Below are 20,416 nucleotides of genomic sequence, written 5' to 3'. Positions count from 1 at the left end.
TCGCGGCGCGAGCGTGAACTAATTATTCGCGCTCGCCGAATCGTCCATCGCCTTGAACGCCTCCTCCAGCTGCAGCGAGATCGGCACGTTCAGGCGTTCGCCGGTCGGAAGTCGCGCGGTGAACCATTTGTTGTAGAGCGGGACGAGGTCGCGGTTGGAGCCGAGCTTACGGAAGGCGCGCTCGACGACGGCGGACAATTGCGGCTCGCCTTTCCTGAACATGATGCCGTAGGGATCGTAGGACAGGTAATCGCCGGTGACGCGGAATTTGTCCTGCGCCTTGTGGCGCGCGATCAGCCCGAAGAGCAGGATGTCATCGGTCGCGAACGCGTCCGCCTTGCCGTCGGCGAGCATCTGGTAGGACTGCTCGTGATCGGTGCCGGCGACGATATTCAGCCCCAATGCGGACTTCTTGTCCGCCGCCTGGATCGCCTGCTCGTTGGTGGTGCCCCTGGTCACCACGATGGTCTTGCCCTTCAGGTCAACCAGCGACTGCACGGTGGATGCTTTCGCCACCATCAGCTTGGTGCCCGCGACGAACATCAGCGGCGAGAAGGCGACGCGCTTGCCGCGCTCGGCATTGGCCGTGGTCGAGCCGCATTCCAGGTCGATCTTGTTCTGCAGCACGGCGTCGATGCGGCCGTCCGAGGTGACCTTGACGTAGTCGATCTTGAGATTGGGGTCGTCGACCTCGACGCCGATCTCCTCGACGATCGCCTCGCAGAGCTCGAGGCTGTAGCCGATCGGGCGGCCCGACTGGTCGAGGAAGGAGAACGGCGGCGAGCTCTCGCGATAGCCGAGCCGCACGGTGTGCGCCGTCTTGATGGCCGACAGCGTCGGGCTCAGCCCTTCGCCGGTCTGCGCGAGCGCCGGGGTCGCGAACAACGACGCAGCCAACAAGGAGGTCGCGAGCAACGATGCCGCGAGCCTCAGGCGGCCTGAGGTCAACGACCTCGCCAGGATCTGGCCCATGGTTCGCTCCTACCCATGGCCGGCCATCGCGGGCACCTCGCCGGGAATCATGTCATCAGGCACGGCATCGCCGGGTCCCATCGCGTGCTCAGGCCCGAGCTCGCCTTCCCATTTGGCCACGACCGAGGTCGCCAGCGTGTTGCCGATCACGTTGGTGGCGCTGCGGCCCATGTCGAGGAAGGTGTCGATGCCCATGATCATCAACAGGCCCGCCTCGGGGATGTTGAACTGCGCCAAGGTCGAGGCGATCACGACGAGCGAGGCGCGCGGCACGCCGGCGACGCCCTTGGAGGTGATCATCAGCGTCGCCAGCATCGCGAGCTGGGTGCCGAGCGACATGTCGATGTGATAGCTCTGCGCGATGAAGACGGCCGCGAAGGTGCAGTACATCATCGTGCCGTCGAGATTGAAGGAATAGCCGAGCGGCAGCACGAAGCTGGAGATGCGCGAGGAGGCGCCGAAGCGGTTGAGCGCCTCGAGCGTCTTCGGATAGGCCGCCTCCGAGCTCGCGGTCGAGAACGCGATCATCAGCGGCTCGCGAACCAGCTTCAACAGATGACTGTAGCGCGGCCCGATCACGACGAAGCCGACCACGACCAGGATCGCCCACAGGATCATCAGCGAGAGATAGAAGCCGCCCATGAAGACGATGAGCTTCCAGAGCACGGCGAGGCCGTTCTTGGCGACTGTCGCGGTGATGGCGGCCCACACCGCGAGCGGCGCGAACAGCATCACGTAGCTCGTGACCTTGAGCATGATATGGCCGACGTCGTCGATCATCGCGAGGATCGGCTTCGAACGTTCGGGCATGGAGCCCATCGCCACCGAGAAGAACACCGCGAAGATCACGATCTGCAGGATCTCGTTCTGCGCCATCGCATCCGCGATCGAGGTCGGGATCAGATGGGTGAGGAATTTCTCGATCGAGAAGGCCGACACCGGCAGGCCGGTCGATTGCCCGGCCTGGGGCAGCGTGCCCGGGAAGTTGGCGCCGGGCTGCAGCAAATTGACCATGATCAGGCCGAGCAGCAGCGAGATGAAGGAGGCGCTGATGAACCAGCCCATGGTCTTGGCGAAGATGCGGCCGAGCTTGGAGCCCGATCCCATATGGGCGATGCCGCCGACCAGGGTCGCGAACACCAGGGGCGCGATGATCATCTTGATCAGGCGCAGGAACATCATGGCGATCAGGTTGATGGCGGAGGCCCACTCGGCGCGCGTGTCGGGCAGGAAGTTGTAGATCGCTGCCCCCATGACGATGCCGAGCACCATCGCGGCCAGAATGTATTGCGTGAACCTGTTCGACATCGCTTACCCCCACGTACACCGGCGCTTCATGATGTCGCAGATATTTGAGCGACGCAACACGCTTTGCGTGTGATCGCGTTTTCACGATGTTCCCGTTGTGAAATCGCACGCCGCGATCTAGCCTTCACGCAGCGCACAACGCATGCGGCCTGCTCGTTTTGTTTGCGGCGGCTGCATCAATAATCGTCAAGACGATCAAAGAGGGAAACGCCATGAGCGGCAGCACCAATCGCCAAATTCTGCTGGTCGAAAAACCCAGCGGCAAGCTCGGCCCCGAGCATTTCAAGATGGTGGACGGTGCCGTGCCGGAACCGAAAGACGGCGAGGCCTTGCTGCGCGTGCGATACATTTCACTCGACGCCGCCAACCGTGCCTGGATGCACGGCGCGACCTACCGCTCCGCGGTCGAGGCCAACAGCGTGATGGCCGGCGGCGCCATTGCCGAGGTGGTCAGCTCGAAGGCTGAGGGCCTGGCTGCCGGCGACATCGTGTTCGGCGACACCGGCTGGCAGGAATTTGCCGCGGTGCCGGCGAAGCACCTCACCAAGATGCCGAAGCTCGAACCGATGACGCATCTGCTCAGCGTATTCGGCATCGCCGGCCTCACCGCCTATTTCGGCCTGCTCGAGATCGGCAAGCCCAGGGAGGGCGAGACCGTGGTGGTTTCCGCGGCCGCAGGCTCGGTCGGCTCGATCGTCGGACAGATCGCCAAGATCAGGGGATGCCGCGTGGTCGGCATCGCCGGCGGCGCGGACAAGTGCAACTGGCTGACCTCCGAGCTCGGCTTCGACGCCGCCGTGGACTACAAGGACGGCGCGGTGTTCAAGGCGCTGCGCGCGGCGGCGCCCAAGGGCATCGACGTCTATTTCGACAATGTCGGTGGCGACATTCTGGAAGCCTGCCTGCCCCAGATGAACAATTACGGCCGCATCGCCTGCTGCGGCGCGATCTCGCAATATGACGGCGCGCCCGCAGCGCACGGCCCGCGCGGCGTGCCGGGCCTGATCGTGGTGAAGCGGCTCGTCATGCAGGGCTTCATCGTGATGGACTACATGAAGGAGAGCCCCCGCGCGCTCGCCGATCTCCAGGGCTGGGTCAAATCCGGCAAGCTGAAGGTGCAGGAAGACATCATCGACGGATTGCAGAACACGCCGAAGGCGCTGATCGGGCTGCTCGCGGGCGAGAACCGCGGCAAGCGCATGGTCAGACTCTGACGACGTCGGCTCATCGCATTCGCGCCGGCACAATCTACTTGCGGTAGAGGCCGAAGCGGCCAATGATATCGTTCGCGAGGCATCACTCGCGACGATTGCGATTGCGCGACTTTGATTAAGCGTCGAACGATATCGACAGGGCAGGAATTCATCCCAATGTTCAATACGTTGAAACATGTCTCAACGCGCACGGCGTTGCTGGCGGCGGCACTGTTCGCAACTGCAGCAGGCGCATTCGCGCAGGCGCCGACCGAGGCCCAGAAGAGCGCCATCCGGTCCGCGTGCCGCTCCGACTTCATGGCGCACTGTTCGAGCGTGACGCCCGGCGGCACCGAAGCGTTTCAATGTCTGCAGAAGAACATGTCGAGCCTCTCGGGTGGATGCCAGACCGCGGTTCGCGCGATCGCGCCGCCCGCGGCTGCGAAGCCCGAAGCCGCTCCCGCCGCTGCGCCGAAGACCGAAGCGGCTCCCAAAGCGGAGCCGGCGCCGACACCTGCCGCGCCGAAGGCTGAATCGGCGCCCGCTGCAAAGCCGGCCGCTGCACCGCCGGCGCCGAAGACCGCTGCACCCAAGCAGCCGAGCAGCGCGCAACTTGCTGCGATCAAGAGCTCATGCCGCGGCGATTATCCCAAGGTCTGCGCCAGCGTGCCGCCGGGCGGCGCGCCAGCGCTCGAATGCCTGGAGAAGAACAAGGCCAAGGTCTCGCCGGCCTGCGAGAAGGCCGTGAGCGCCGCAACCGGCGGCGGCGCGGCGACCACCGCTGCGCCGGCGGCGGGTGCGGCGGCAGCGCCTGCCGCAGCCCCCACCGTGCTGGTGCTGCGCCCGATGCGGCCGCGCGAAGAACTGTTCGTAGCTCGATCGGCCTGTGGCGCCGACATCCGCGCGATTTGCGCCGGCGTCGAGGTCGGCGCCGGCCGCATCATGCAATGCCTCGCCAGCAATGCCGCATCGCTTTCGCCGGCGTGCAGGGACGTGCTGGCACCCTTTGCCGCGCGATAAGGCGGCACGCAACGATGAGCGGCGTGCGGTGGATGAATTCGCCGCACGCCTGCAACGACAAATCTTTTTCAGGCGTCCGATTTCGATCACGACAAGACCGGGAGGACAACATGCGTACATTGCTGCTCGTTGCTTCTGCGCTGCTCGCCTTCGGAGCGACCATGACCTTTGATGCCACCGACGCCAATGCGGTGGTGTGCGCCCGCGGGGTCTATCGCGCCGGCTGCGCCGGGCCGAACGCGGCCGTCGTGGTTCGCAAGCCGGTTCCGGTGGTCCGCTGCACCAGGGTGCTGGTGAACGGGGTCTATGTGAAGCGCTGCGTCTGATGCGCGAATAGCCAAGCCGGCGCGGTTTGGCTATGATTCCGCCCTGACGGTTCGGATGCGCGCAAAACGTGCGTCCGATAATGAGTTTCGGCGCGCCCGCGCCGGCGGATAATTCCGCTGGCGCCGGACGCCGGAGCACATTAGTCTACCCCTAGATAGTAAGTATACTGTCAATTAGGGAGGCAGACGTTGCGGATCGCCGTGATTGGCGGTGGGCCCGGTGGGCTCTACTTCGCCTATCTCTGGAAGAAGCGCCACCCCGAGGATCAAGTCGACCTGTTCGAACAGAACCCGGCCGACGCGACCTGGGGCTTTGGCGTCGTGTTCTCCGACCAGGCGCTGGAATTCCTGCGCGCCGACGACCCCGAGACGGTCGACGCGATCGCGCCGCATATGGAGAGCTGGGAGAACATCACGCTGAACCTCGGCGGCGACAGCGTCGCCATCGACGGCGTCGGCTTCTCCTCGATCGGACGGCTGGAACTGCTGAGATTCCTGCAGCAGCGCGCGCTCGGCGTCGGCGTCACGCCGCGCTTCGACACGCAGATCCACACCATCGACCAGCTCAATGGCCACGATTTGATCGTCGCCGCCGACGGCTTGAACTCACTGGTGCGCCGCGCCTTCGAAGGCGATTTCGGCACCTCGCTGTCCTATTCCTCCAACAAGTTCGTCTGGTACGGCACCTCGAAGCGCTTCGACACGCTGTCGCAAACCTTCGTGAAGACCGACCGCGGCGCCTTCAACGCCCATCACTACCGGTACTCGCCGACCATGAGCACCTTCCTGGTCGAATGCGATCACGCGACGTGGCAGGCCTATGGCTTCGCCTACAAGGACGTCGAGCAGTCCAAGGGCGTCTGCGAGGAAGTGTTCGCCGACACGCTCGGCGGCCGCTCGCTGGTCTCCAACAAATCGGTCTGGCGCAACTTCCCCTGGGTCTGGAACGAGCACTGGTCGTTCAAGAACATGGTGCTGCTCGGCGATGCCCTGCACTCCGCGCATTTCTCGATCGGCTCGGGCACGCGGCTCGCCATCGAGGACGCCATTGCGCTGGTCAAGGCGCTGGAATCGGATGCGCACCTGTCGACCGCGTTGCATCGTTACCAGGCGGCGCGAAAACCGGTGGTGCAGAAGCTCGTCAACGCCGCGCGCACCAGCGCCTTCTGGTACGAGCATTTTGCCCAGCACATGCAGCTCGACCTGATGGACTTCGCCTACAGCTACATCACGCGCTCCGGCCGCATCGACGATGCACGCCTGCGCCACATGTCCCCGGCCTTCATGGCCCGCTACGAGGCCGCCAAGAACGGCGGAGACGAGGCATGAGCAACGAGATTTTCGACCAGGTGCCCGCCGACAGCGCGGGGGCACGCGAGATCGGCTTTGCCGTTCCGGAACTTTACAACGCCAGCCGCGTCCTATTCGACAATCTCGGCAAGGGCCGTGGCGACAAGCTCGCGCTGTTGGGCCCCGCGGGCACGCGGACCTATGGCGAGCTCTGCGCGGACGCCTGCCGCTGGGGCAACGGCCTGGCTTCGCTCGGCCTGAAGCGCGGCGACCGCGTGCTGCTGTTCCTCGACGACACCCCGGCCTATCCGGCCGCGTTCTTCGGCGCGGTGCGCGCCGGCTTCGTGCCGCTCCTGATCAACACGCTGACGCCGCCGGACCTCTTGCAATTCTATCTCGCCGATTCCGGGGCTGAAGTTGCGGTGGCGGAGTCCGAGTTCTGCTCGCGCTTCAATGCGGAAGCTTGCAAGGACACGAAGCTGGATACGCTGATCGTCGTCAATGGCGAGGTGCGCGACCATGCGGCGCCGAAAGCGGTTGCGGCGGCAGACTGGCTCGCACAATTGCCGGCCGAGCTGGCCGAAGCCCCCACGCAGCGCAACGAGATGGCGTTCTGGATGTATTCCTCGGGGTCGACCGGACGGCCCAAGGGCATCGTGCATCTCCAGCACGACATGGCCTATAGCGAGGCCGCCTTCGCGCAGAGCGTGCTGAAGCTGACGCCTGACGACATCTGCTTCTCCGTGCCGAAAATCTTCTTCGCTTATGGCTTCGGCAACTCCGTCACCTTCCCGTTCTCGGCGGGCGCGGCGACGCTGCTGCTGCCGGGCCAGCCGAAGCCCGCGTCGATCTTCGCGGCGATCGCGCAGTACAGGCCGACGGTCTTCTTCGGCCTGCCGACGCTCTATACGTCGCTGACCAAGGCTGACGGCGCGGACAAGACCGACTTCTTGTCATTGCGCATGGCGCTCTCCGCCGCCGAGGTGCTCTCGGCCGAGGTCTTCAACGGCTGGAAGACGCTCACCGGCCTCGAGATCGTCGAAGGCCTCGGCTCCACCGAGGTGCTGCACATCTATCTCTCCAACCGGCCCGAGCAGAAGAAGCTCGGTGCCGCAGGCCTGCGCGTGCCCGGCTACGAGGTCGCGCTGCGCGACAAGGACGGCCGCGACGTCGCCGACAACGAGGAAGGCATTTTGTGGGTGCGCGGCGATTCCAACACGCCGCTGTACTGGAACCGGCCGGACAAATCCGCCGAGACCATCCGCGAGGGTGGCTGGATCTACACCGGCGATCGTTTCGTCAGGGATGCCGACGGCTTCCACTTCTTCCGCGGCCGCGCCGATGATCTCATCAAGATTTCCGGCCAATGGGTCTATCCGCTCGAGGTCGAGCTGTGCCTCGCCGACCACCCCGAGATCCGCGAATGCGCGGTGTTCGCCGCCGAGCTGCCGGACCGCCGGATGACGCTGAAGGCCGTGGTGGTGATGAACAACCGCACGGTCAACCAGGGCGACGCGACGCGGCGGCTGCAGGACTATGTGAAGGGCAAGCTGCTGCCCTACAAATATCCGCGCGAAGTGATCTTCACCGACGAGCTGCCGAAGACCGGCACGGGGAAGATCGATCGGCAGGCGTTGTTGAGGATGTGAGACGACGTTGAGGATGTGAAGCAACCGCGTCACCACACTCTCGCTGTCGTCCCCTCACCCACCCCTCCCCAGATGCTCCAGCGCATCTTCCGCCCGCAACGGCACGCGCGAGGCCTCGTTATTGAGGTCGACGAGCTGCGACATCAACGCCATCAGCGTCTTGCGGTCGGCCGGCTTGAGCGGCTCCAGCATGCGCGCCTGGGCACGCTCGACGGCGGGAATGATCTCGCGCAGGATCGCGGCGCCTGATTTGGTCAGGTAGAGCAGCTTGATCCGCTTGTCCTCGGGCGCCGGCTTGCGCTCGACAAAGTCCTTGGCCTGCAGCCGCTCGATCACGCTGCCGAGCGTGGAGCGGTCGAAGGCGATCACCGCCGACAGCCGTGTGGCGTCGATGCCGGGATGGGTGTGGATCGCGATCAGCGCGGCATATTGCACCGGGGTCAGGTCGAACGCCTTGCACTCCTCCATGAAGATCGAAACCGCGATCTGCTGCATGCGCCGGAACAGATAGCCCGGCGCGGCATAGACCGCATCGATCGTGATCGGAGGAGGCGGCTTACTCGGCATCGGGCTGCTTCTCCGGTGCGGCCTCGGCGAACGCCGCCAGCCCCTTGGCCGCGGTCTCCGCTTTGAGCAGGCGCGGATAGGCCGAGACATCGACGCCGAAGCGGCGCGCATTGGCGAGCTGCGGCACCAGGCAGAGATCGGCCAGCGTCGGCGCATTGCCGAAGCAGAACGGCCCCGGCTCGTCCTTGATCAGCGTCTCGCAGGCCGACAGCCCTTCGCGGTTGACCCAGGCGGCCCACTCCTGGACCTTCTCTTCGGCCAGACCGAGTTCGCGAAGCCGCGCCAGCACTTTCAGGTTCTGCACCGGATGGGTGTCGCAGGCGATCGCCAGGGCGAACGCCCGCACCTTGGCGCGCCGCAGTGCATCTTTCGGCAGCAGCGGCGGATTGGGGTGCGTCTCGTCGAGCCATTCGATGATCGCGACCGATTGTGTCAGCACAGCACCGCCATCGTTCTCCAGCGCCGGCACGAGGCCTTGCGGGTTGATGGCGAGATAAGCGGGCGCACATTGCTCGCCCTTGCGCAAATGATGCGGCAAGTGCGCGGCCTTGAGGCCCTTGAGGTTCAACGCGATCCGCACCCGATAGGCGGCGCTGGAGCGGAAATAGCCGTGCAGCTTCATTGGGACCTCCCTATATCCTCGGTCATTTTGGGGCCTTGTACGCCGTCCCTCGCATTGACGCTACCTAGATCGTCAGTATACTGTCAATCAACAAAACGAACGGGAGCGCCGCCATGGAAGCCGTGACCAAGACGCCGGAGCGCGAGGCCTTCTACAAGAAGATCGACGGCGAGAACCTCACCGCGCTGTGGACGGTGATGAGCGATCTGATCACGCCGGAGCCGAAGAGCGCCTGCCGGCCGCATCTCTGGCAATTCGACGTCATCCGCGACTACATGATCGAGGCCGGCAAGCTGATCACCGCCAAGGAAGCCGAGCGCCGCGTGCTGGTGCTGGAGAACCCCGGCCTGCGCGGCCAGTCCAAGATCACGACCTCACTCTATGCCGGCGTGCAGATGGTGGTGCCCGGCGACGTCGCACCGGCGCACCGGCACAGCCAGTCGGCGCTGCGCTTCGTGCTCGAAGGCAAGGGCGCCCACACCGCCGTGGACGGCGAGCGCACCGCGATGGAGCCGGGCGATTTCATCATCACGCCATCGATGACCTGGCACGATCATTCCAACGAAACCAACGAGCCGATGTTCTGGCTCGACGGCCTCGACATTCCGCTGGTGCAGTTCTTCGACTGCTCCTTCGCCGAGGGATCGAAAGAGGACCAGCAGAAGATCACAAGACCCGCGGGCGACAGCTTTGCGCGCTACGGCCACAATCTGCTGCCGGTCGATGTGAAGCGGAGCTCGAAGACCTCGCCGATCTTCAGCTATCCCTATGCCTACACGCGTGAGGCACTGGAGAAGGCTCGAACGAGCCAGGAGTGGGACGCCTGCCACGGGCTGAAGCTGAAGTTCAGCAACCCCGAGACCGGCGATTTCGCGATGCCGACCATCGGCACCTTCATCCAGCTGCTGCCGAAGGGCTTCAAGACCGCGCGCTATCGTTCGACGGATGCGACGGTGTTCTGCCCGATTGAGGGCAAGGGCCGCAGCCGCATCGGCGATACCGTGTTCGAATGGGGCCCGCGCGATCTGTTCGTGGTGCCGAGCTGGCACTGGGTCACGCATGAGGCGGATGAGGATGCCGTGCTGTTCAGCTTCTCGGACCGGCCGGTGCAGCAGAAGCTGGATCTGTTCAGGGAAGATCGCGGCAACGCGTGAGGCTCTCGTAGGGTGGATTAGCCGAAAGCGTAATCACCATCTTCGGAAACAGAAAAGGTGGCAGCGCGGATTGCCGCTACCGCCAGTGCAGCAACCGCACCTCCAGCCAGCCGATCAGCTTGCCGACCGCGAGGCCGAACACCGACAGGATCACGACGCCCGCGAGCAGCTGATCGGTCTGCATCAGATTGCCGGCCTGCAGCACGAAGGCGCCGATGCCGTATTGGGCGCCGATCATCTCGGCGCTGACGACGAGGAGCAGCGCGACAGAGGCCGTGATGCGAAAGCCGGCGAGGATCGCGGGCAGCGCGCCCGGCCAGATCACCTTGCGCACGATGGTCGCGAAGGGGACGTTGAAGCTCTGCGCCATGCGGATGAGGTTTCGCGGCACCGCATCGACGCCACTGTAGACCGAGATCGCGGTCGAGAAGAACACCCCGAGCGCAATCGTCGCGATCTTCGGCTCTTCGCCGATGCCGAGCCAAAGAATGAGCAGCGGCAGCAGCGCGATCTTCGGGATCGGGAACAGCGCCGAGATGAAGGTGATGCCAACGCTGCGCGCCAGCCTGGACAGGCCGATGGCAAAGCCCACAGCGACGCCCGCCGCCGTGCCGAGCAGCCAGCCTACGCCGATGCGCAGCAGCGAGGCCGACAGATGCTGCCAGAGCGCGCCGGAGATCGCGAGCTGATAGATCGCACGGACAATCGCGGCGGGTGTCGGCAGAAACAGCGCATTGACGAGGCCGGCGCTGCCTGCGGCCTGCCAGATCGCGATGACGATCGCGAGCGCGATCCAGCCGCCGTAGCGGCTCGATGCCGGCACGAAGCCGGCGCCGCGGAAGCGGACGCGCCGGGTTGCAGCGTCTTTCGCAATTTCGGCCGGCGCGCGATCAAGCATGCTGGACCTCGCGCTCGGCGTCGATCGCCTCGTTGCGGATCAGCGACCAGATCTGGTTCTGCAGCGCCGGAAGCTTTTCGCGCGCTTCAGCCTCCCCGCGCGCAGCGCGCGTCATCGGCACGGTCACGACCTCGCGGATGCGGCCGGGCCTGCGCGACAGCACCACGATGCGGTCGGCGAGCCGCGCCGCCTCTTCGAGATTGTGGGTGACGTAGACCGCGCCCATGCCGCCATCGGCGAGCAGGCGGACGAAATCCTCCATCAGCAATTCGCGGGTCTGCGAATCCAGCGCCGACAGCGGCTCGTCCATCAGCAGGATGGCCGGCTTGACTGCGAGCGCGCGCGAAATGCCGACGCGCTGGCGCATGCCGCCGGAAAGCTGTTTCGGATAGGCTTTACGGAAATCAGTCAGCGTCGTGCGGCGCAAGGCGTCCTCGACCAGCGCGCGTCGCTGCACGGCCGAAAGCTGGGTGTGCAGCAGCGGGAATTCGACATTCTCCTCCACCGTCGCCCAGGGCAGCAGCGCAAAGTCCTGGAACACGAAGGTCAGCGGATTGAGGCTGTCCGCCGGCGGCGAGCCCCGGAGTTCGGGCGCGCCGGAGGTCGGCTGCAACAGTCCGCCGAGGATCGACAGCAGCGTGCTCTTGCCGCAGCCGGAAGGCCCCACGATCGCCACCACCTCGCCGGCGCCGACGGTGAAGGAGACATCGTCGAGCACGGCGAGATCGCCGAAGCGGTGGGTGATGTGGCTGGCGATCAGGTCCATGAACTGGTTTCTGCTCTCAATCCGCCTTCACATAGTCCTTGGCGATGATCGCCTCCGCGTCAAAACCCTTGTCGGCAAAACCCTGCTCCTGCAGCCATTTGATCTGGTTGTCGACGTTCTTCACATCCAGCTTGCCGTCGGGGTCGATATAGGCGCAATTGCCGACCACCTGCTCGACCGGCAGGTTGGTATACTTGGCGATGATCTCCAGGAGCGGTTTCGTCTTGTCGTTGATGGGCGCGACGCCGTCCTTCATCGCGGCGAGGATGACGTCGTGATATTCGCGGTCGGCCTTGGCGAGCGCGCCGAGCAGCTTCGTCACCAGCGCCTTGTTGGTCAGCGTTTTCGGCGAGGCGAACACCGCGCCCAGCTGCCAGGGCGTCTCGTCGCCGACCCAGCCCAAAAATTTCGCGCCGCCCTCGTCCATCAGCTTGCGCGCGGTGGAGATCGGCAGCAGCGCGGCATCGACGGTCTCGCCCTTCAGCGCGGCGGCCGCATTCGACAGCGATTGCAGCGGCACGATCTTCACGTCCGCGAGCTTGAAGCCGTATTTGTCGGCGAGCAGGCCGAGCGAATAGTGAAAGCTCGATCCGACCTGCGTCATCGCCACGCGTTTTCCCGCGAGGTCCTTCGGCGTCTTCAGCCCGGCGGCGTAAGCGTTGTTGCTGGCGAAATAGCCGATCAGGGGATAGCCGGCTTTCTCGCGGCTCATGCCGCCGATCACCTTCAGCGTGCCCTTGCCGGCAAGGTTATAGAGACCCGCGGTGAAGGCGGTGATGCCGAAATCGACGTCGCCCGAGGTCGTCGCGACCGCGATCGGCTGGGCCGCGTCGAAGAATTTCAGCTCGACCTCTAAGCCGGCCTCGCGGAAATAGCCCTTGTCCTGCGCGATGAAGACCGGCGCGGAGGAGGACAGGCGCAGCACGCCGATCCTGGCCTTCAACGCGTCCTCGGCCCGCGCCGTGCCAATCGCCGTGATCGCCAGAAGACCCGCAAGCGCGAGCCGCACCATCCCGATCATCCCGTTTCCTCCGCCGTCGTTGTCTTGGTCGTTCTATTGCAAGCCCGTCACAAACCTTCAGGCAGCGCCTGGTCCCGGCCGATGAAGGCGCCCTGTTGTTTCAACGTTTCCTGCAACTTTTCAATGGGGATTTCGCGTGGGATCCGGTTTCCGGAGAGCGCCAGCGCGGCGGCGGAACCGGCAGCCTCCCCCATCACGAAACAGGCACCGGAGACCCGCGCCGCCGACTGGCCCTCATGGGTCATGGAGGCGCAGCGGCCGGCGACGAGCAGGTTGTCGACGCCCTCGGGGACCAGCATCCGGTAGGGCAACTCGTTATAGCCACGCGATTCCGGGATCGGCGGGAAGGTGAAGACGACATCGCCGGGAACATGGGCCTCGATCGGCCAGCCATTGACGCCGATGGAATCCGTAAACGAGGCACAGCCGAGTACGTCCTCGCCGCTGAGCTGGTAGCCGCCCGTGACGCGACGGGTCTCGCGGATGCCGAGCTGCGGCGGCAAATCGACGATGTAGGACTTTTCAAAGCCCGGCACAGTGCTGCGCAAAAACGCGTATGCGGCGAGCGCCTGCTTGCGGCCCTCGATCTCGCCGCGGGTGAGATCGTCGGGCTCAACGCCGTTGATGGCGTGACCGTCCTCGCGCGCCACCTGCGTGAAATTCACCCGCCATTCGATGCCGGATTTTTGCGGCCGCACGATCGCGCTTTTCCGCGGGAATGTGTGCGTGCCGGCCGCGGTCGCCTTCTCCATTAATTGCGGGATGGTACGCCAGGCGTCGCCCGCCCTTTCGGGATCGATGCCGTTGAGACGCAGCATCATCGAGGGATAGAGCGGATGACCGTCCGCGTCGCCGATCTCGAAGGGCGCGCCGGCCCACACCGCGAGGTCGCCGTCGCCGGAGCAATCGATGAAGATCTCAGATCGCACCGCCTGGCGGCCGGCCTTGGTCTCGACCATCAGCGCGTCGATACGGCTGTCATCGCTCATCACGACACCGGCGCCGAGCGCATGGAAGAGGATGTGCACCTTGTGGCTGGCGAGCAGCTCGTCGGCCGCGATCTTGTAGGCAGCGGTGTCGTAGGCCTGGGCGAACACCTTGCCGAGAATCAGGTGCGGCGTGTTGAGGCCACCCAGCCGATCGATCCGCGCCAGCAGCTCGGACGCCATGCCCTGCACCAGCCGCCGGTGCTCGCCATGGACATTGCCATGTAAGCCGCAGAAATTGGTGACGCCGGCCGCCGTGCCCATGCCGCCGAGGAAGCCGTAGCGCTCGATCAGCAGCGTCTTCCGCCCGGCCCGCGCAGCTGAAGCCGCCGCGACGATGCCGGCGGGACCGCCGCCGAGCACGACGACTTCATATTCGCCATAGAGCGGCACCTGGCGTGCCGGTTCTTCGATCGTCGTGGCCCGCATGGCGCGTCCCTTCCCGAATTTCCTTTGCTTGGGGCGACTATGAATTAACGCGCAGCGGGCTACAATCTACCAAAATACGCGATCAGCTTACGCGAATCGAGAAAGGTCGAGATGGACATCCTCGTGAACCTGCAGGCCTTCCTAGCCACTGCCGATGCCGCCGGCTTCTCCGCCGCCGCGCGAAAGCTGGGGGTCTCGACCTCGGTGGTCGCAAAACGCGTCACGCAGCTGGAGGCGCGGATCGGCACGCTGCTGTTTCACCGCTCGACCCGGCAATTGCGGCTGACCGAAGCCGGGCAGCGCTACGTGCACCGCGCCCGCGGCGTCGTCACCGATGCGACCGACCTGCTCTCGCGCATGGGCGAGAAGGGCCACGACCTCGTCGATCACCTCCGCATCAAGGCCCCGACCTCGCTCACGGTGGCGCGGCTCGCGGACGCCTTCAGCGCGTTCCAGACCCAGAACCCGCGGCTGAAGCTCGATATCGTGCTGATCGATCGCCCGGTCGATCCGGTCACCGAAGGGTTCGACATTGCCATCGGCGCCTTCCCGCATTCCTTCGGCGGCGTGGTCGATGAGCCGCTTTGTGCGCTGAAGCGGCTGCTCTGCGCTTCGCCGGCCTATCTGAAGAAACACGGCACGCCGAAGCATCCGCGCGATCTGGTCGAGCATCGCTGCCTCAGCTTCCTGCCGACCGGACCGGAATGGGTGTTCGACGGACCGCGCGGCCGCATCAGCATCCAGGTCAGCCCGCTGCTCTCCTCCAACGAGGGACACGTGCTGGCGCGCAGCGCCGTCGCCGGCAACGGCATCGCGCTACTCTCGCATTATCTCGTCGCCGACGCCCTGCGCGACGGGACGTTGAAGCCGGTGCTGCGCGACTTTCCGATTCCGGAATTATGGGTGAAGGCCGCGATCCCCGAGCGTCGGCGCAATGCCGCCGCGGTGCAGGCGCTGCTGACACTGCTGAAAACGTCACTCACGCCGTCGCTGTAGGCAGCGCCTCGCATGCGGGCTACACGCCCCATAAGATGGTTGCCCTTAACCGGCGGACCTGAGAGAAGGGCCGCCATGGATTCGATCGTCGTGAAATTCGCCCTGCCCGCCCTCGTCGCTCTCGCGCTCTGCAGCGCTCCCGCCGTAGCCGTGGAGCAGAACTGCCGCTTCATCCAGGCCAAGCTCGAGCGCGAAGCCTGCTACAAGCGGCAGGAGGACGAGCTCGCGGCCAAGCGCAAGCCCGCGCCCGCGAACGACGAGAGCAAGACGCTCGAAACGCTGCGCCAGATGCGACAGGACGACGACGCCGTCTATCGCAGTATCAACAACATCTGCCGCGGCTGCTGACGTTCAGCCCTTCGCGCCGCCCCAATTCCCGGCCCGCTTCTCGGCGAACGATGCCAGCCCTTCCGCCGCCTCCGCGCTCTGGCGCTTGAGCGAATGCAGCTGCACGAGCCGCTTGTAAGCCGCATCGTCCACCGCCATTCCGCCGAACGAGCTCTCCAGGGCAAGCCGCTTGGTCTCGGCCATCGCTTCAGGCCCGTTGGCGAGCAATTGCTCGACCACCTTGCTGCCTGCAGATTCGAGCTCGGCGAGCGGCACCACCTCGTGCACGAGGCCGATGCGGCGCGCGTCCTCGGCGCCAAAACGTTCGCCGGTCAGCGCGTAGCGGCGGACCTGCCGCACGCCGATGGCATCGCAGAGCTGCGGGATGATGATCGCGGCCGTCAGGCCCCAGCGCACCTCGGTGATCGAGAACAGCGCATTGTCCGCGGCGATCACGACGTCGCAAGCCGCAATCACGCCGGTGCCGCCGCCGAAGCAGCCGCCCTGCACCAGGGCGACCGTCGGAATCGGCAGCGTGTTGAGCCGCTGCACGGCCTCGAACGTCGCACGGGATGCCGCTTCGTTCGCCTCGGCCGATTGCGGCCGCACGCCGTTGATCCATTTCAAATCGGCGCCGGCCTGGAAGTGCTTGCCGTTACCCCTCAGCACGACGACGCGTAAATTGGGTTTCTTGCCGAGCTCGTCCATGGCCGCGAGCACGCCCGCGATCAGCGCGCCGTCATAGGCATTGTTGACCTCCGGCCGGTTCAACGTGACGGTTGCAACCCCACGCTCATCAAGGGTCCACAGGACGGGGCTGGCAGTCATCGGCGATCCTCCGCTTCGTTTCCTTGGCGCGCACTATGGCCGAGCTGGCGCACCCCGATCCATATCTTTCCAGCGTGGGGCGGTCGCGCCCATCGCATGGCGGCTTGTGTCATGCTGCGGCCTGACGGCACCAAGGGACAGGACGGAATCATCATGCGCATCTGCATTTTCGGCGCGGGCGCCGTCGGCAGCCACATCGCGGTCCGGCTGGCGCGGGCAGGCCATGAGGTTTCATGCGTGATGCGCGGTGCGCATCTGGAGGCGGCGCGCGCGGCCGGCCTTAAGCTGCGGGTCGGCGATTCCGAGGTCTCCGCCAAGGTGAACGCGTCAGGCGATGCGGCCCAGCTCGGGCCGCAGGATGTCGTGATCTCCACGCTGAAGGCAACCGCGCTGCCGGGGCTGGTCGCCAGCGTCAAGCCGCTGCTGCAGGACGATACCGCCATCGTGTTCGCGCAGAACGGCATTCCCTGGTGGTACGGGATCGGCCTGCCGCCGCGGCATCCGACGCCGCCGGACATATCCTTCCTCGACCCCGGCGGGCGCCTGCGCGCCTGCATACCGAAGGAGAGGATCATCGGCGGTGTCGTCTTCTCCTCCAACGAGGTGATCGCGCCCGGCGTGGTGCATAACCTCACCCCGGACCGCAACCGTCTCCTGATCGGCGAATGCGACGACCGCAATTGCGAGCGGATCACAAAACTTCGCAACGTCTTCAACGACGCGCGGCTGGAATCTCCGCCGGTGGCCGAGATCCGCGAGGCGATCTGGTCAAAGCTGCTGACCAACATGTCGCTGTCGGTGCTGTGCCTGCTCACCGGCCAGACCGCACGCGGCGTGCGCGACGATCCTGCTTTTACCGAGGTCATTCCGCGCATGCTGAACGAGGCCAACGACATCGCCCAGCATTTCATCCCCGAGGTCAAGCGCGTGACGCGCAGCGGCCCCGCCCCCAACCACAAGCCCTCGCTGCTGCAGGATTACGAACTGGGCCGCGCCATGGAGATCGACGTGCTGGTCAGGGCGCCTGCCGCGTTCGCGCGCGCCGCCGGCCTGTCGACGCCGACGCTCGATTTGATCGCGGCGCTGGCAATCCAGAAGGCGCGGGACAAGGGGCTCTATTCCGCCTGAACTTCAGGCGAGACTGTTGATCCAGGCCGCCAGCGTGTCCAGCACCTCCGTGAGCGCCTCATCATTGGTCCGGCCGGACCTCTTCAGCACCGCGAAGGAGTGATCGCCGCCTTCGACCTCGTGCAGCGTCGCCTTCGCCCCGAGCGATGCGATGACAGGCCTGAGATGACCGAGGTCGGCCAGCTCATCGCGGGTGCCTTGCAGGAACAGCATGGGGATGGCGATACCGGCGAGGTGCTCGGCGCGTTCGGATGACGGCTTCTTGGCGGCGTGCAGGGGAAAGCCCAGGAAGGCGAGCCCCTTCACTTCGGGCAACGGCGCCTTGGACTGCGCCTGCGAGGTCATGCGCCCGCCGAACGATTTGCCGCCCGCCACGAGTGTCATCCCGGGGCATAGCCGCGCCGCCTCCGCCACCGCCGCACGGACGGTGGCGTGCGCAACGGCCGGCTGGTCGGGACGTCCCTTCTTCTCTTCCATGTAGGGGAAATTGAAGCGGAATGTCGCGAGGCCGCGGTCGGCGAGACCTGCTGCGACCTTCGCCATGAAGGAATGCCGCATATCCGCACCCGCACCATGCGCCAGCACGTAGCAGGCGCGCGCCTTGTCAGGCTGCGTCAGGATCGCCGAGACCGTGCCGACGCGCTCGATGTCGAGCTTGAGCTCTCTTGTTTTGACAGCCACAATCAACCATCCCGACAGACGCTGTTACGGCCGCCTTGGTAGCGTCCCCGGCGCAGCCTGAAAACACAATAATTGCCGCCGCCCGCTGGCCTACCTAGCAGGCAAGCCGCAGCAACCGAGGGTATCATGGCCTATCGCTCCTCCTGGATGACCGAAGAGCTCGACGTCTTCCGCGACCAGTTCCGGAAATATCTCGCCAAGGATCTGGCGCCGCACGCCGAGAAATGGCGCGAGCAGAAGATGGTCGACCGCTTCGCCTGGCGCGGGCTCGGCGAGATGGGCGCGCTATTGGCGAGCGTGCCGGAGGAATATGGCGGCTTGGGCGCCACCTTCGCCTATGACGCCGCGGTGCTGGACGACCTCGAAAGCACAGTGCCGGAGCTGACGACCGGCGTCTCCGTGCACAGCGCCATTGTCGCGCATTACATCCTCAATTACGGTTCGGAGGAGCAGAAGAAGCGCTGGCTGCCGAAGATGGCCTCCGGCGAGATGGTCGGCGCCATCGCCATGACCGAGCCCGGCACCGGCTCGGATCTGCAAGCCGTCAAGACCACGGCGAAGAAGCAGGGCAATTCCTACGTCATCAACGGCCAGAAGACTTTCATCACCAACGGCCAGGCTGCAGATCTCGTCATCGTCGTCGCGCGCACGGGCGAAGCGGGCGCCAAAGGCATCTCGCTGATCGTGGTCGAGACCGCGGGCGCCGACGGCTACAAGCGCGGGCGCAACCTCGACAAGATCGGCCTGCACGCCTCCGACACGTCGGAGCTTTTCTTCGACAATGTGACGGTGCCCCCGGATAACCTGCTCGGCAAGGAGGAGGGCCAGGGCTTCGTTCAGCTGATGCAGCAATTGCCGCAGGAGCGCCTTGCGCTCGCGGTCGGCGCCGTCGCCGCGATGGAGCGCGCGGTCAAGCTCACCGTCGATTACACCAAGGAGCGCAAAGCCTTCGGCAAGCCGCTGATGGATTTCCAGAACACCGCCTTCAAGCTCGCCGAGCGCAAGACCGAGGCGATGATCGCGCGCGTCTTCGTCGACTGGTGCATCGAGCGCCTGGTCGCCGGAGATCTCGACACGGTCACGGCGTCGATGGCGAAATACTGGTGCTCGGAAAAGCAGGTCGAGACCGCCGACGAATGCCTGCAGCTGTTCGGCGGCTACGGTTACATGCAGGAATACCCGATCTCGCGCATCTTCATCGATTCCCGCATCCAGAAGATCTATGGCGGCACCAACGAGATCATGAAGCTGCTGATCGCCAGGTCGCTGTGATCGGGTCAGGTCGCTGTAATCAGGTCGCTGTGAGCGGCTACTTCATCCGCTGGTCGGCCACGACGAAGTCGATGAAGGTCCGCACCTTCGCGGAGAGATATTTGCGGCTCGGATAAACCGCGAACAGCTTTCCTTCGAAGATGACCTGCCCGGGCATGACGTGCTCGAGGCGGCCACCGGCGATGTCCTCGGCGACCAACCATTTCGGCAGGAAAGCGAGACCCATGCCTTCCAGCGCGGCCATGTGCAGCAGCGTTTCGTTGCCGCTGCGCAGCACCGGGTTGAGCTTGACGGTCTCGGTGCCGTGCTCGCCCGCAAAGGAGAAGCTTTCACCCGGGTACAGCGCGTAGTGCAGCAACGCCTGGCCGGCGAGATCGGCCAATTTGGTCGGGCGCCCCGCACGATCGAGATAAGCGGGCGCGCCGACCATATGGAAGGCGACCTTGGTGATGGGGCGCGCGATCAGCGCCTCGTCGGGCGCGCCGGTCGCGCGCAGGGCGAGATCGAATCCCTCCTCGACCAGATTGACCATCCGTCCGCTGAGATCGACGTCGAGGCGGACCTCCGGATAGCGCGCCTGGTAATCCGCCAGCACGCCCGCGAAGATCGTGTTCGCCATCCACACCGGCGCGGTCAGCCGCAGCGTGCCGCGCGGAACGACCGTCGCGTTGCTGACGGCGGCTTCGACCTCGTCGAGCGAGTCCAGCATCTGCCGCGCCTGCTCGAAATAGAGCGCGCCGCTTTCGCTCAGGCTGACGCGCCGGCTGGTGCGGTTAAGCAGCCGCGTGCCCAGCCGCTTCTCGAGTTGCATCACGTGCTTGCTCACCATCGCGGGCGAGATGCGCAGGCGCTGCGCCGCGGTCGCGAAGCTCTTCAGCTCGGCGACCAGGCAAAACATCCTCATGCTGGTCAGAGAATCCATAAGATCATCAACACCTGAGAAATGAACTAATCCCATTACACGTAGTGATCAAATATCAGGA

21 protein-coding genes are annotated in these 20,416 nt (G+C 65.2%); 10 read left to right on the top strand and 11 right to left on the bottom strand.

Annotated elements, in window-relative coordinates:
* Positions 1 to 18: 18 nt before the first annotated feature.
* Both XH83_RS03475 and XH83_RS03470 read right to left on the bottom strand, forming a co-directional pair.
* Positions 19 to 972 carry an amino acid ABC transporter substrate-binding protein gene (locus XH83_RS03475; protein ID WP_194405694.1) on the bottom strand — a complete coding sequence of 318 codons (954 nt, stop codon included), beginning with the start codon at positions 970 to 972 and terminating at the stop codon, positions 19 to 21.
* A 9-nt stretch (positions 973 to 981) separates the two neighbouring features.
* Positions 982 to 2,280 carry a dicarboxylate/amino acid:cation symporter gene (locus XH83_RS03470; protein WP_194405693.1) on the bottom strand — a complete coding sequence of 433 codons (1,299 nt, stop codon included), beginning with the start codon at positions 2,278 to 2,280 and terminating at the stop codon, positions 982 to 984.
* Between the two features lie 212 nt (positions 2,281 to 2,492).
* On the opposite strand from XH83_RS03470, the gene XH83_RS03465 reads away from it, so the two are divergent.
* From XH83_RS03465 to XH83_RS03445, 5 genes are all read left to right on the top strand, one after another.
* On the top strand, positions 2,493 to 3,494 hold the full coding sequence (locus tag XH83_RS03465) for an NADP-dependent oxidoreductase (protein WP_194405692.1): 1,002 nt from the start codon (positions 2,493 to 2,495) through the stop codon (positions 3,492 to 3,494).
* Positions 3,495 to 3,650: 156 nt separating this feature from the next.
* The gene (locus XH83_RS03460; protein ID WP_194405691.1) at positions 3,651 to 4,493 is read left to right on the top strand and encodes a cysteine rich repeat-containing protein; all 843 of its coding nucleotides are present in this window, start codon (positions 3,651 to 3,653) and stop codon (positions 4,491 to 4,493) included.
* A 110-nt stretch (positions 4,494 to 4,603) separates the two neighbouring features.
* Positions 4,604 to 4,819, top strand: coding sequence for a hypothetical protein (locus tag XH83_RS03455; RefSeq protein ID WP_194405690.1), 216 nt, complete (start codon positions 4,604 to 4,606; stop codon positions 4,817 to 4,819).
* Positions 4,820 to 5,008: 189 nt separating this feature from the next.
* The gene (locus XH83_RS03450; RefSeq protein ID WP_194405689.1) at positions 5,009 to 6,148 is read left to right on the top strand and encodes an FAD-dependent monooxygenase; all 1,140 of its coding nucleotides are present in this window, start codon (positions 5,009 to 5,011) and stop codon (positions 6,146 to 6,148) included.
* Positions 6,145 to 7,758: a benzoate-CoA ligase family protein gene (locus XH83_RS03445; RefSeq protein ID WP_194405688.1), complete on the top strand. Its 1,614-nt coding sequence runs from the start codon at positions 6,145 to 6,147 to the stop codon at positions 7,756 to 7,758. The genes XH83_RS03450 and XH83_RS03445 overlap by 4 nt, the downstream gene beginning before the upstream one ends.
* Positions 7,759 to 7,812: 54 nt before the next feature.
* On the opposite strand, the gene XH83_RS03440 is transcribed toward XH83_RS03445, so the two are convergent.
* Both XH83_RS03440 and maiA read right to left on the bottom strand, forming a co-directional pair.
* A complete protein-coding gene (locus tag XH83_RS03440) occupies positions 7,813 to 8,325 on the bottom strand; it encodes a MarR family winged helix-turn-helix transcriptional regulator (protein WP_194405687.1) in 513 nt (170 codons plus the stop codon).
* Positions 8,315 to 8,947, bottom strand: coding sequence for a maleylacetoacetate isomerase (maiA, locus tag XH83_RS03435; RefSeq protein WP_194405686.1), 633 nt, complete (start codon positions 8,945 to 8,947; stop codon positions 8,315 to 8,317). Before maiA ends, XH83_RS03440 begins: the two co-directional genes overlap by 11 nt.
* A gap of 113 nt (positions 8,948 to 9,060) precedes the next feature.
* On the opposite strand from maiA, the gene gtdA reads away from it, so the two are divergent.
* Positions 9,061 to 10,101 (top strand): gentisate 1,2-dioxygenase, encoded by a 1,041-nt coding sequence (gtdA, locus tag XH83_RS03430; RefSeq protein WP_194405685.1) that lies wholly within the window; start codon positions 9,061 to 9,063, stop codon positions 10,099 to 10,101.
* 76 nt (positions 10,102 to 10,177) lie between these two features.
* On the opposite strand, the gene XH83_RS03425 is transcribed toward gtdA, so the two are convergent.
* The 4 genes from XH83_RS03425 to XH83_RS03410 are packed head-to-tail and all read right to left on the bottom strand — an operon-like array spanning position 10,178 to position 14,201.
* Positions 10,178 to 10,999: an ABC transporter permease gene (locus XH83_RS03425; protein WP_063198012.1), complete on the bottom strand. Its 822-nt coding sequence runs from the start codon at positions 10,997 to 10,999 to the stop codon at positions 10,178 to 10,180.
* A complete protein-coding gene (locus tag XH83_RS03420) occupies positions 10,992 to 11,765 on the bottom strand; it encodes an ABC transporter ATP-binding protein (RefSeq protein WP_194405684.1) in 774 nt (257 codons plus the stop codon). The genes XH83_RS03425 and XH83_RS03420 overlap by 8 nt, the downstream gene beginning before the upstream one ends.
* A gap of 16 nt (positions 11,766 to 11,781) precedes the next feature.
* On the bottom strand, positions 11,782 to 12,786 hold the full coding sequence (locus XH83_RS03415; protein WP_194405683.1) for an ABC transporter substrate-binding protein: 1,005 nt from the start codon (positions 12,784 to 12,786) through the stop codon (positions 11,782 to 11,784).
* A gap of 47 nt (positions 12,787 to 12,833) precedes the next feature.
* Positions 12,834 to 14,201 (bottom strand): FAD-dependent oxidoreductase, encoded by a 1,368-nt coding sequence (locus XH83_RS03410; protein ID WP_194405682.1) that lies wholly within the window; start codon positions 14,199 to 14,201, stop codon positions 12,834 to 12,836.
* Positions 14,202 to 14,312: 111 nt separating this feature from the next.
* Between XH83_RS03410 and XH83_RS03405 the strand changes: the two genes are divergently transcribed.
* Together XH83_RS03405 and XH83_RS03400 are read left to right on the top strand one after the other, a co-directional pair.
* Positions 14,313 to 15,197, top strand: a complete 885-nt coding sequence (locus XH83_RS03405) for a LysR family transcriptional regulator (protein ID WP_194405681.1) — start codon at positions 14,313 to 14,315, stop codon at positions 15,195 to 15,197.
* Between the two features lie 75 nt (positions 15,198 to 15,272).
* Entirely contained in the window at positions 15,273 to 15,545 is a 273-nt protein-coding gene (locus tag XH83_RS03400; RefSeq protein WP_194405680.1) for a hypothetical protein, read from the top strand.
* A gap of 3 nt (positions 15,546 to 15,548) precedes the next feature.
* Here the strand turns inward: XH83_RS03400 and XH83_RS03395 are convergent, their stop codons facing one another.
* Positions 15,549 to 16,352: an enoyl-CoA hydratase-related protein gene (locus tag XH83_RS03395; protein ID WP_194405679.1), complete on the bottom strand. Its 804-nt coding sequence runs from the start codon at positions 16,350 to 16,352 to the stop codon at positions 15,549 to 15,551.
* A gap of 153 nt (positions 16,353 to 16,505) precedes the next feature.
* Between XH83_RS03395 and XH83_RS03390 the strand changes: the two genes are divergently transcribed.
* The gene (locus XH83_RS03390; protein ID WP_194408150.1) at positions 16,506 to 17,480 is read left to right on the top strand and encodes a ketopantoate reductase family protein; all 975 of its coding nucleotides are present in this window, start codon (positions 16,506 to 16,508) and stop codon (positions 17,478 to 17,480) included.
* Positions 17,481 to 17,483: 3 nt separating this feature from the next.
* Here the strand turns inward: XH83_RS03390 and XH83_RS03385 are convergent, their stop codons facing one another.
* Positions 17,484 to 18,161, bottom strand: coding sequence for an alpha/beta family hydrolase (locus XH83_RS03385; protein ID WP_194405678.1), 678 nt, complete (start codon positions 18,159 to 18,161; stop codon positions 17,484 to 17,486).
* 126 nt (positions 18,162 to 18,287) lie between these two features.
* Between XH83_RS03385 and XH83_RS03380 the strand changes: the two genes are divergently transcribed.
* The gene (locus tag XH83_RS03380) at positions 18,288 to 19,433 is read left to right on the top strand and encodes an acyl-CoA dehydrogenase family protein (RefSeq protein WP_194405677.1); all 1,146 of its coding nucleotides are present in this window, start codon (positions 18,288 to 18,290) and stop codon (positions 19,431 to 19,433) included.
* A gap of 37 nt (positions 19,434 to 19,470) precedes the next feature.
* Here the strand turns inward: XH83_RS03380 and XH83_RS03375 are convergent, their stop codons facing one another.
* The gene (locus XH83_RS03375) at positions 19,471 to 20,355 is read right to left on the bottom strand and encodes a LysR family transcriptional regulator (protein ID WP_194405676.1); all 885 of its coding nucleotides are present in this window, start codon (positions 20,353 to 20,355) and stop codon (positions 19,471 to 19,473) included.
* Positions 20,356 to 20,416: the final 61 nt, after the last annotated feature.

This window comes from Bradyrhizobium sp. CCBAU 53351, from assembly GCF_015291745.1.
GTDB lineage: Bacteria > Pseudomonadota > Alphaproteobacteria > Rhizobiales > Xanthobacteraceae > Bradyrhizobium.
This window is presented reverse-complemented; position numbering and strand designations above follow the sequence as displayed.

Coding starts and splice junctions, on each gene's coding strand:
- XH83_RS03475 (WP_194405694.1), bottom strand. CDS start 972: ATGGGCCAGATCCTGGCGAGGTCGTTGACCTCAGGCCGCCTGAGGCTC.
- XH83_RS03470 (WP_194405693.1), bottom strand. CDS start 2,280: ATGTCGAACAGGTTCACGCAATACATTCTGGCCGCGATGGTGCTCGGC.
- XH83_RS03465 (WP_194405692.1), top strand. CDS start 2,493: ATGAGCGGCAGCACCAATCGCCAAATTCTGCTGGTCGAAAAACCCAGC.
- XH83_RS03460 (WP_194405691.1), top strand. CDS start 3,651: ATGTTCAATACGTTGAAACATGTCTCAACGCGCACGGCGTTGCTGGCG.
- XH83_RS03455 (WP_194405690.1), top strand. CDS start 4,604: ATGCGTACATTGCTGCTCGTTGCTTCTGCGCTGCTCGCCTTCGGAGCG.
- XH83_RS03445 (WP_194405688.1), top strand. CDS start 6,145: ATGAGCAACGAGATTTTCGACCAGGTGCCCGCCGACAGCGCGGGGGCA.
- XH83_RS03440 (WP_194405687.1), bottom strand. CDS start 8,325: ATGCCGAGTAAGCCGCCTCCTCCGATCACGATCGATGCGGTCTATGCC.
- maiA (WP_194405686.1), bottom strand. CDS start 8,947: ATGAAGCTGCACGGCTATTTCCGCTCCAGCGCCGCCTATCGGGTGCGG.
- gtdA (WP_194405685.1), top strand. CDS start 9,061: ATGGAAGCCGTGACCAAGACGCCGGAGCGCGAGGCCTTCTACAAGAAG.
- XH83_RS03425 (WP_063198012.1), bottom strand. CDS start 10,999: ATGCTTGATCGCGCGCCGGCCGAAATTGCGAAAGACGCTGCAACCCGG.
- XH83_RS03420 (WP_194405684.1), bottom strand. CDS start 11,765: ATGGACCTGATCGCCAGCCACATCACCCACCGCTTCGGCGATCTCGCC.
- XH83_RS03415 (WP_194405683.1), bottom strand. CDS start 12,786: ATGATCGGGATGGTGCGGCTCGCGCTTGCGGGTCTTCTGGCGATCACG.
- XH83_RS03410 (WP_194405682.1), bottom strand. CDS start 14,201: ATGCGGGCCACGACGATCGAAGAACCGGCACGCCAGGTGCCGCTCTAT.
- XH83_RS03405 (WP_194405681.1), top strand. CDS start 14,313: ATGGACATCCTCGTGAACCTGCAGGCCTTCCTAGCCACTGCCGATGCC.
- XH83_RS03400 (WP_194405680.1), top strand. CDS start 15,273: ATGGATTCGATCGTCGTGAAATTCGCCCTGCCCGCCCTCGTCGCTCTC.
- XH83_RS03395 (WP_194405679.1), bottom strand. CDS start 16,352: ATGACTGCCAGCCCCGTCCTGTGGACCCTTGATGAGCGTGGGGTTGCA.
- XH83_RS03390 (WP_194408150.1), top strand. CDS start 16,506: ATGCGCATCTGCATTTTCGGCGCGGGCGCCGTCGGCAGCCACATCGCG.
- XH83_RS03380 (WP_194405677.1), top strand. CDS start 18,288: ATGGCCTATCGCTCCTCCTGGATGACCGAAGAGCTCGACGTCTTCCGC.
- XH83_RS03375 (WP_194405676.1), bottom strand. CDS start 20,355: ATGGATTCTCTGACCAGCATGAGGATGTTTTGCCTGGTCGCCGAGCTG.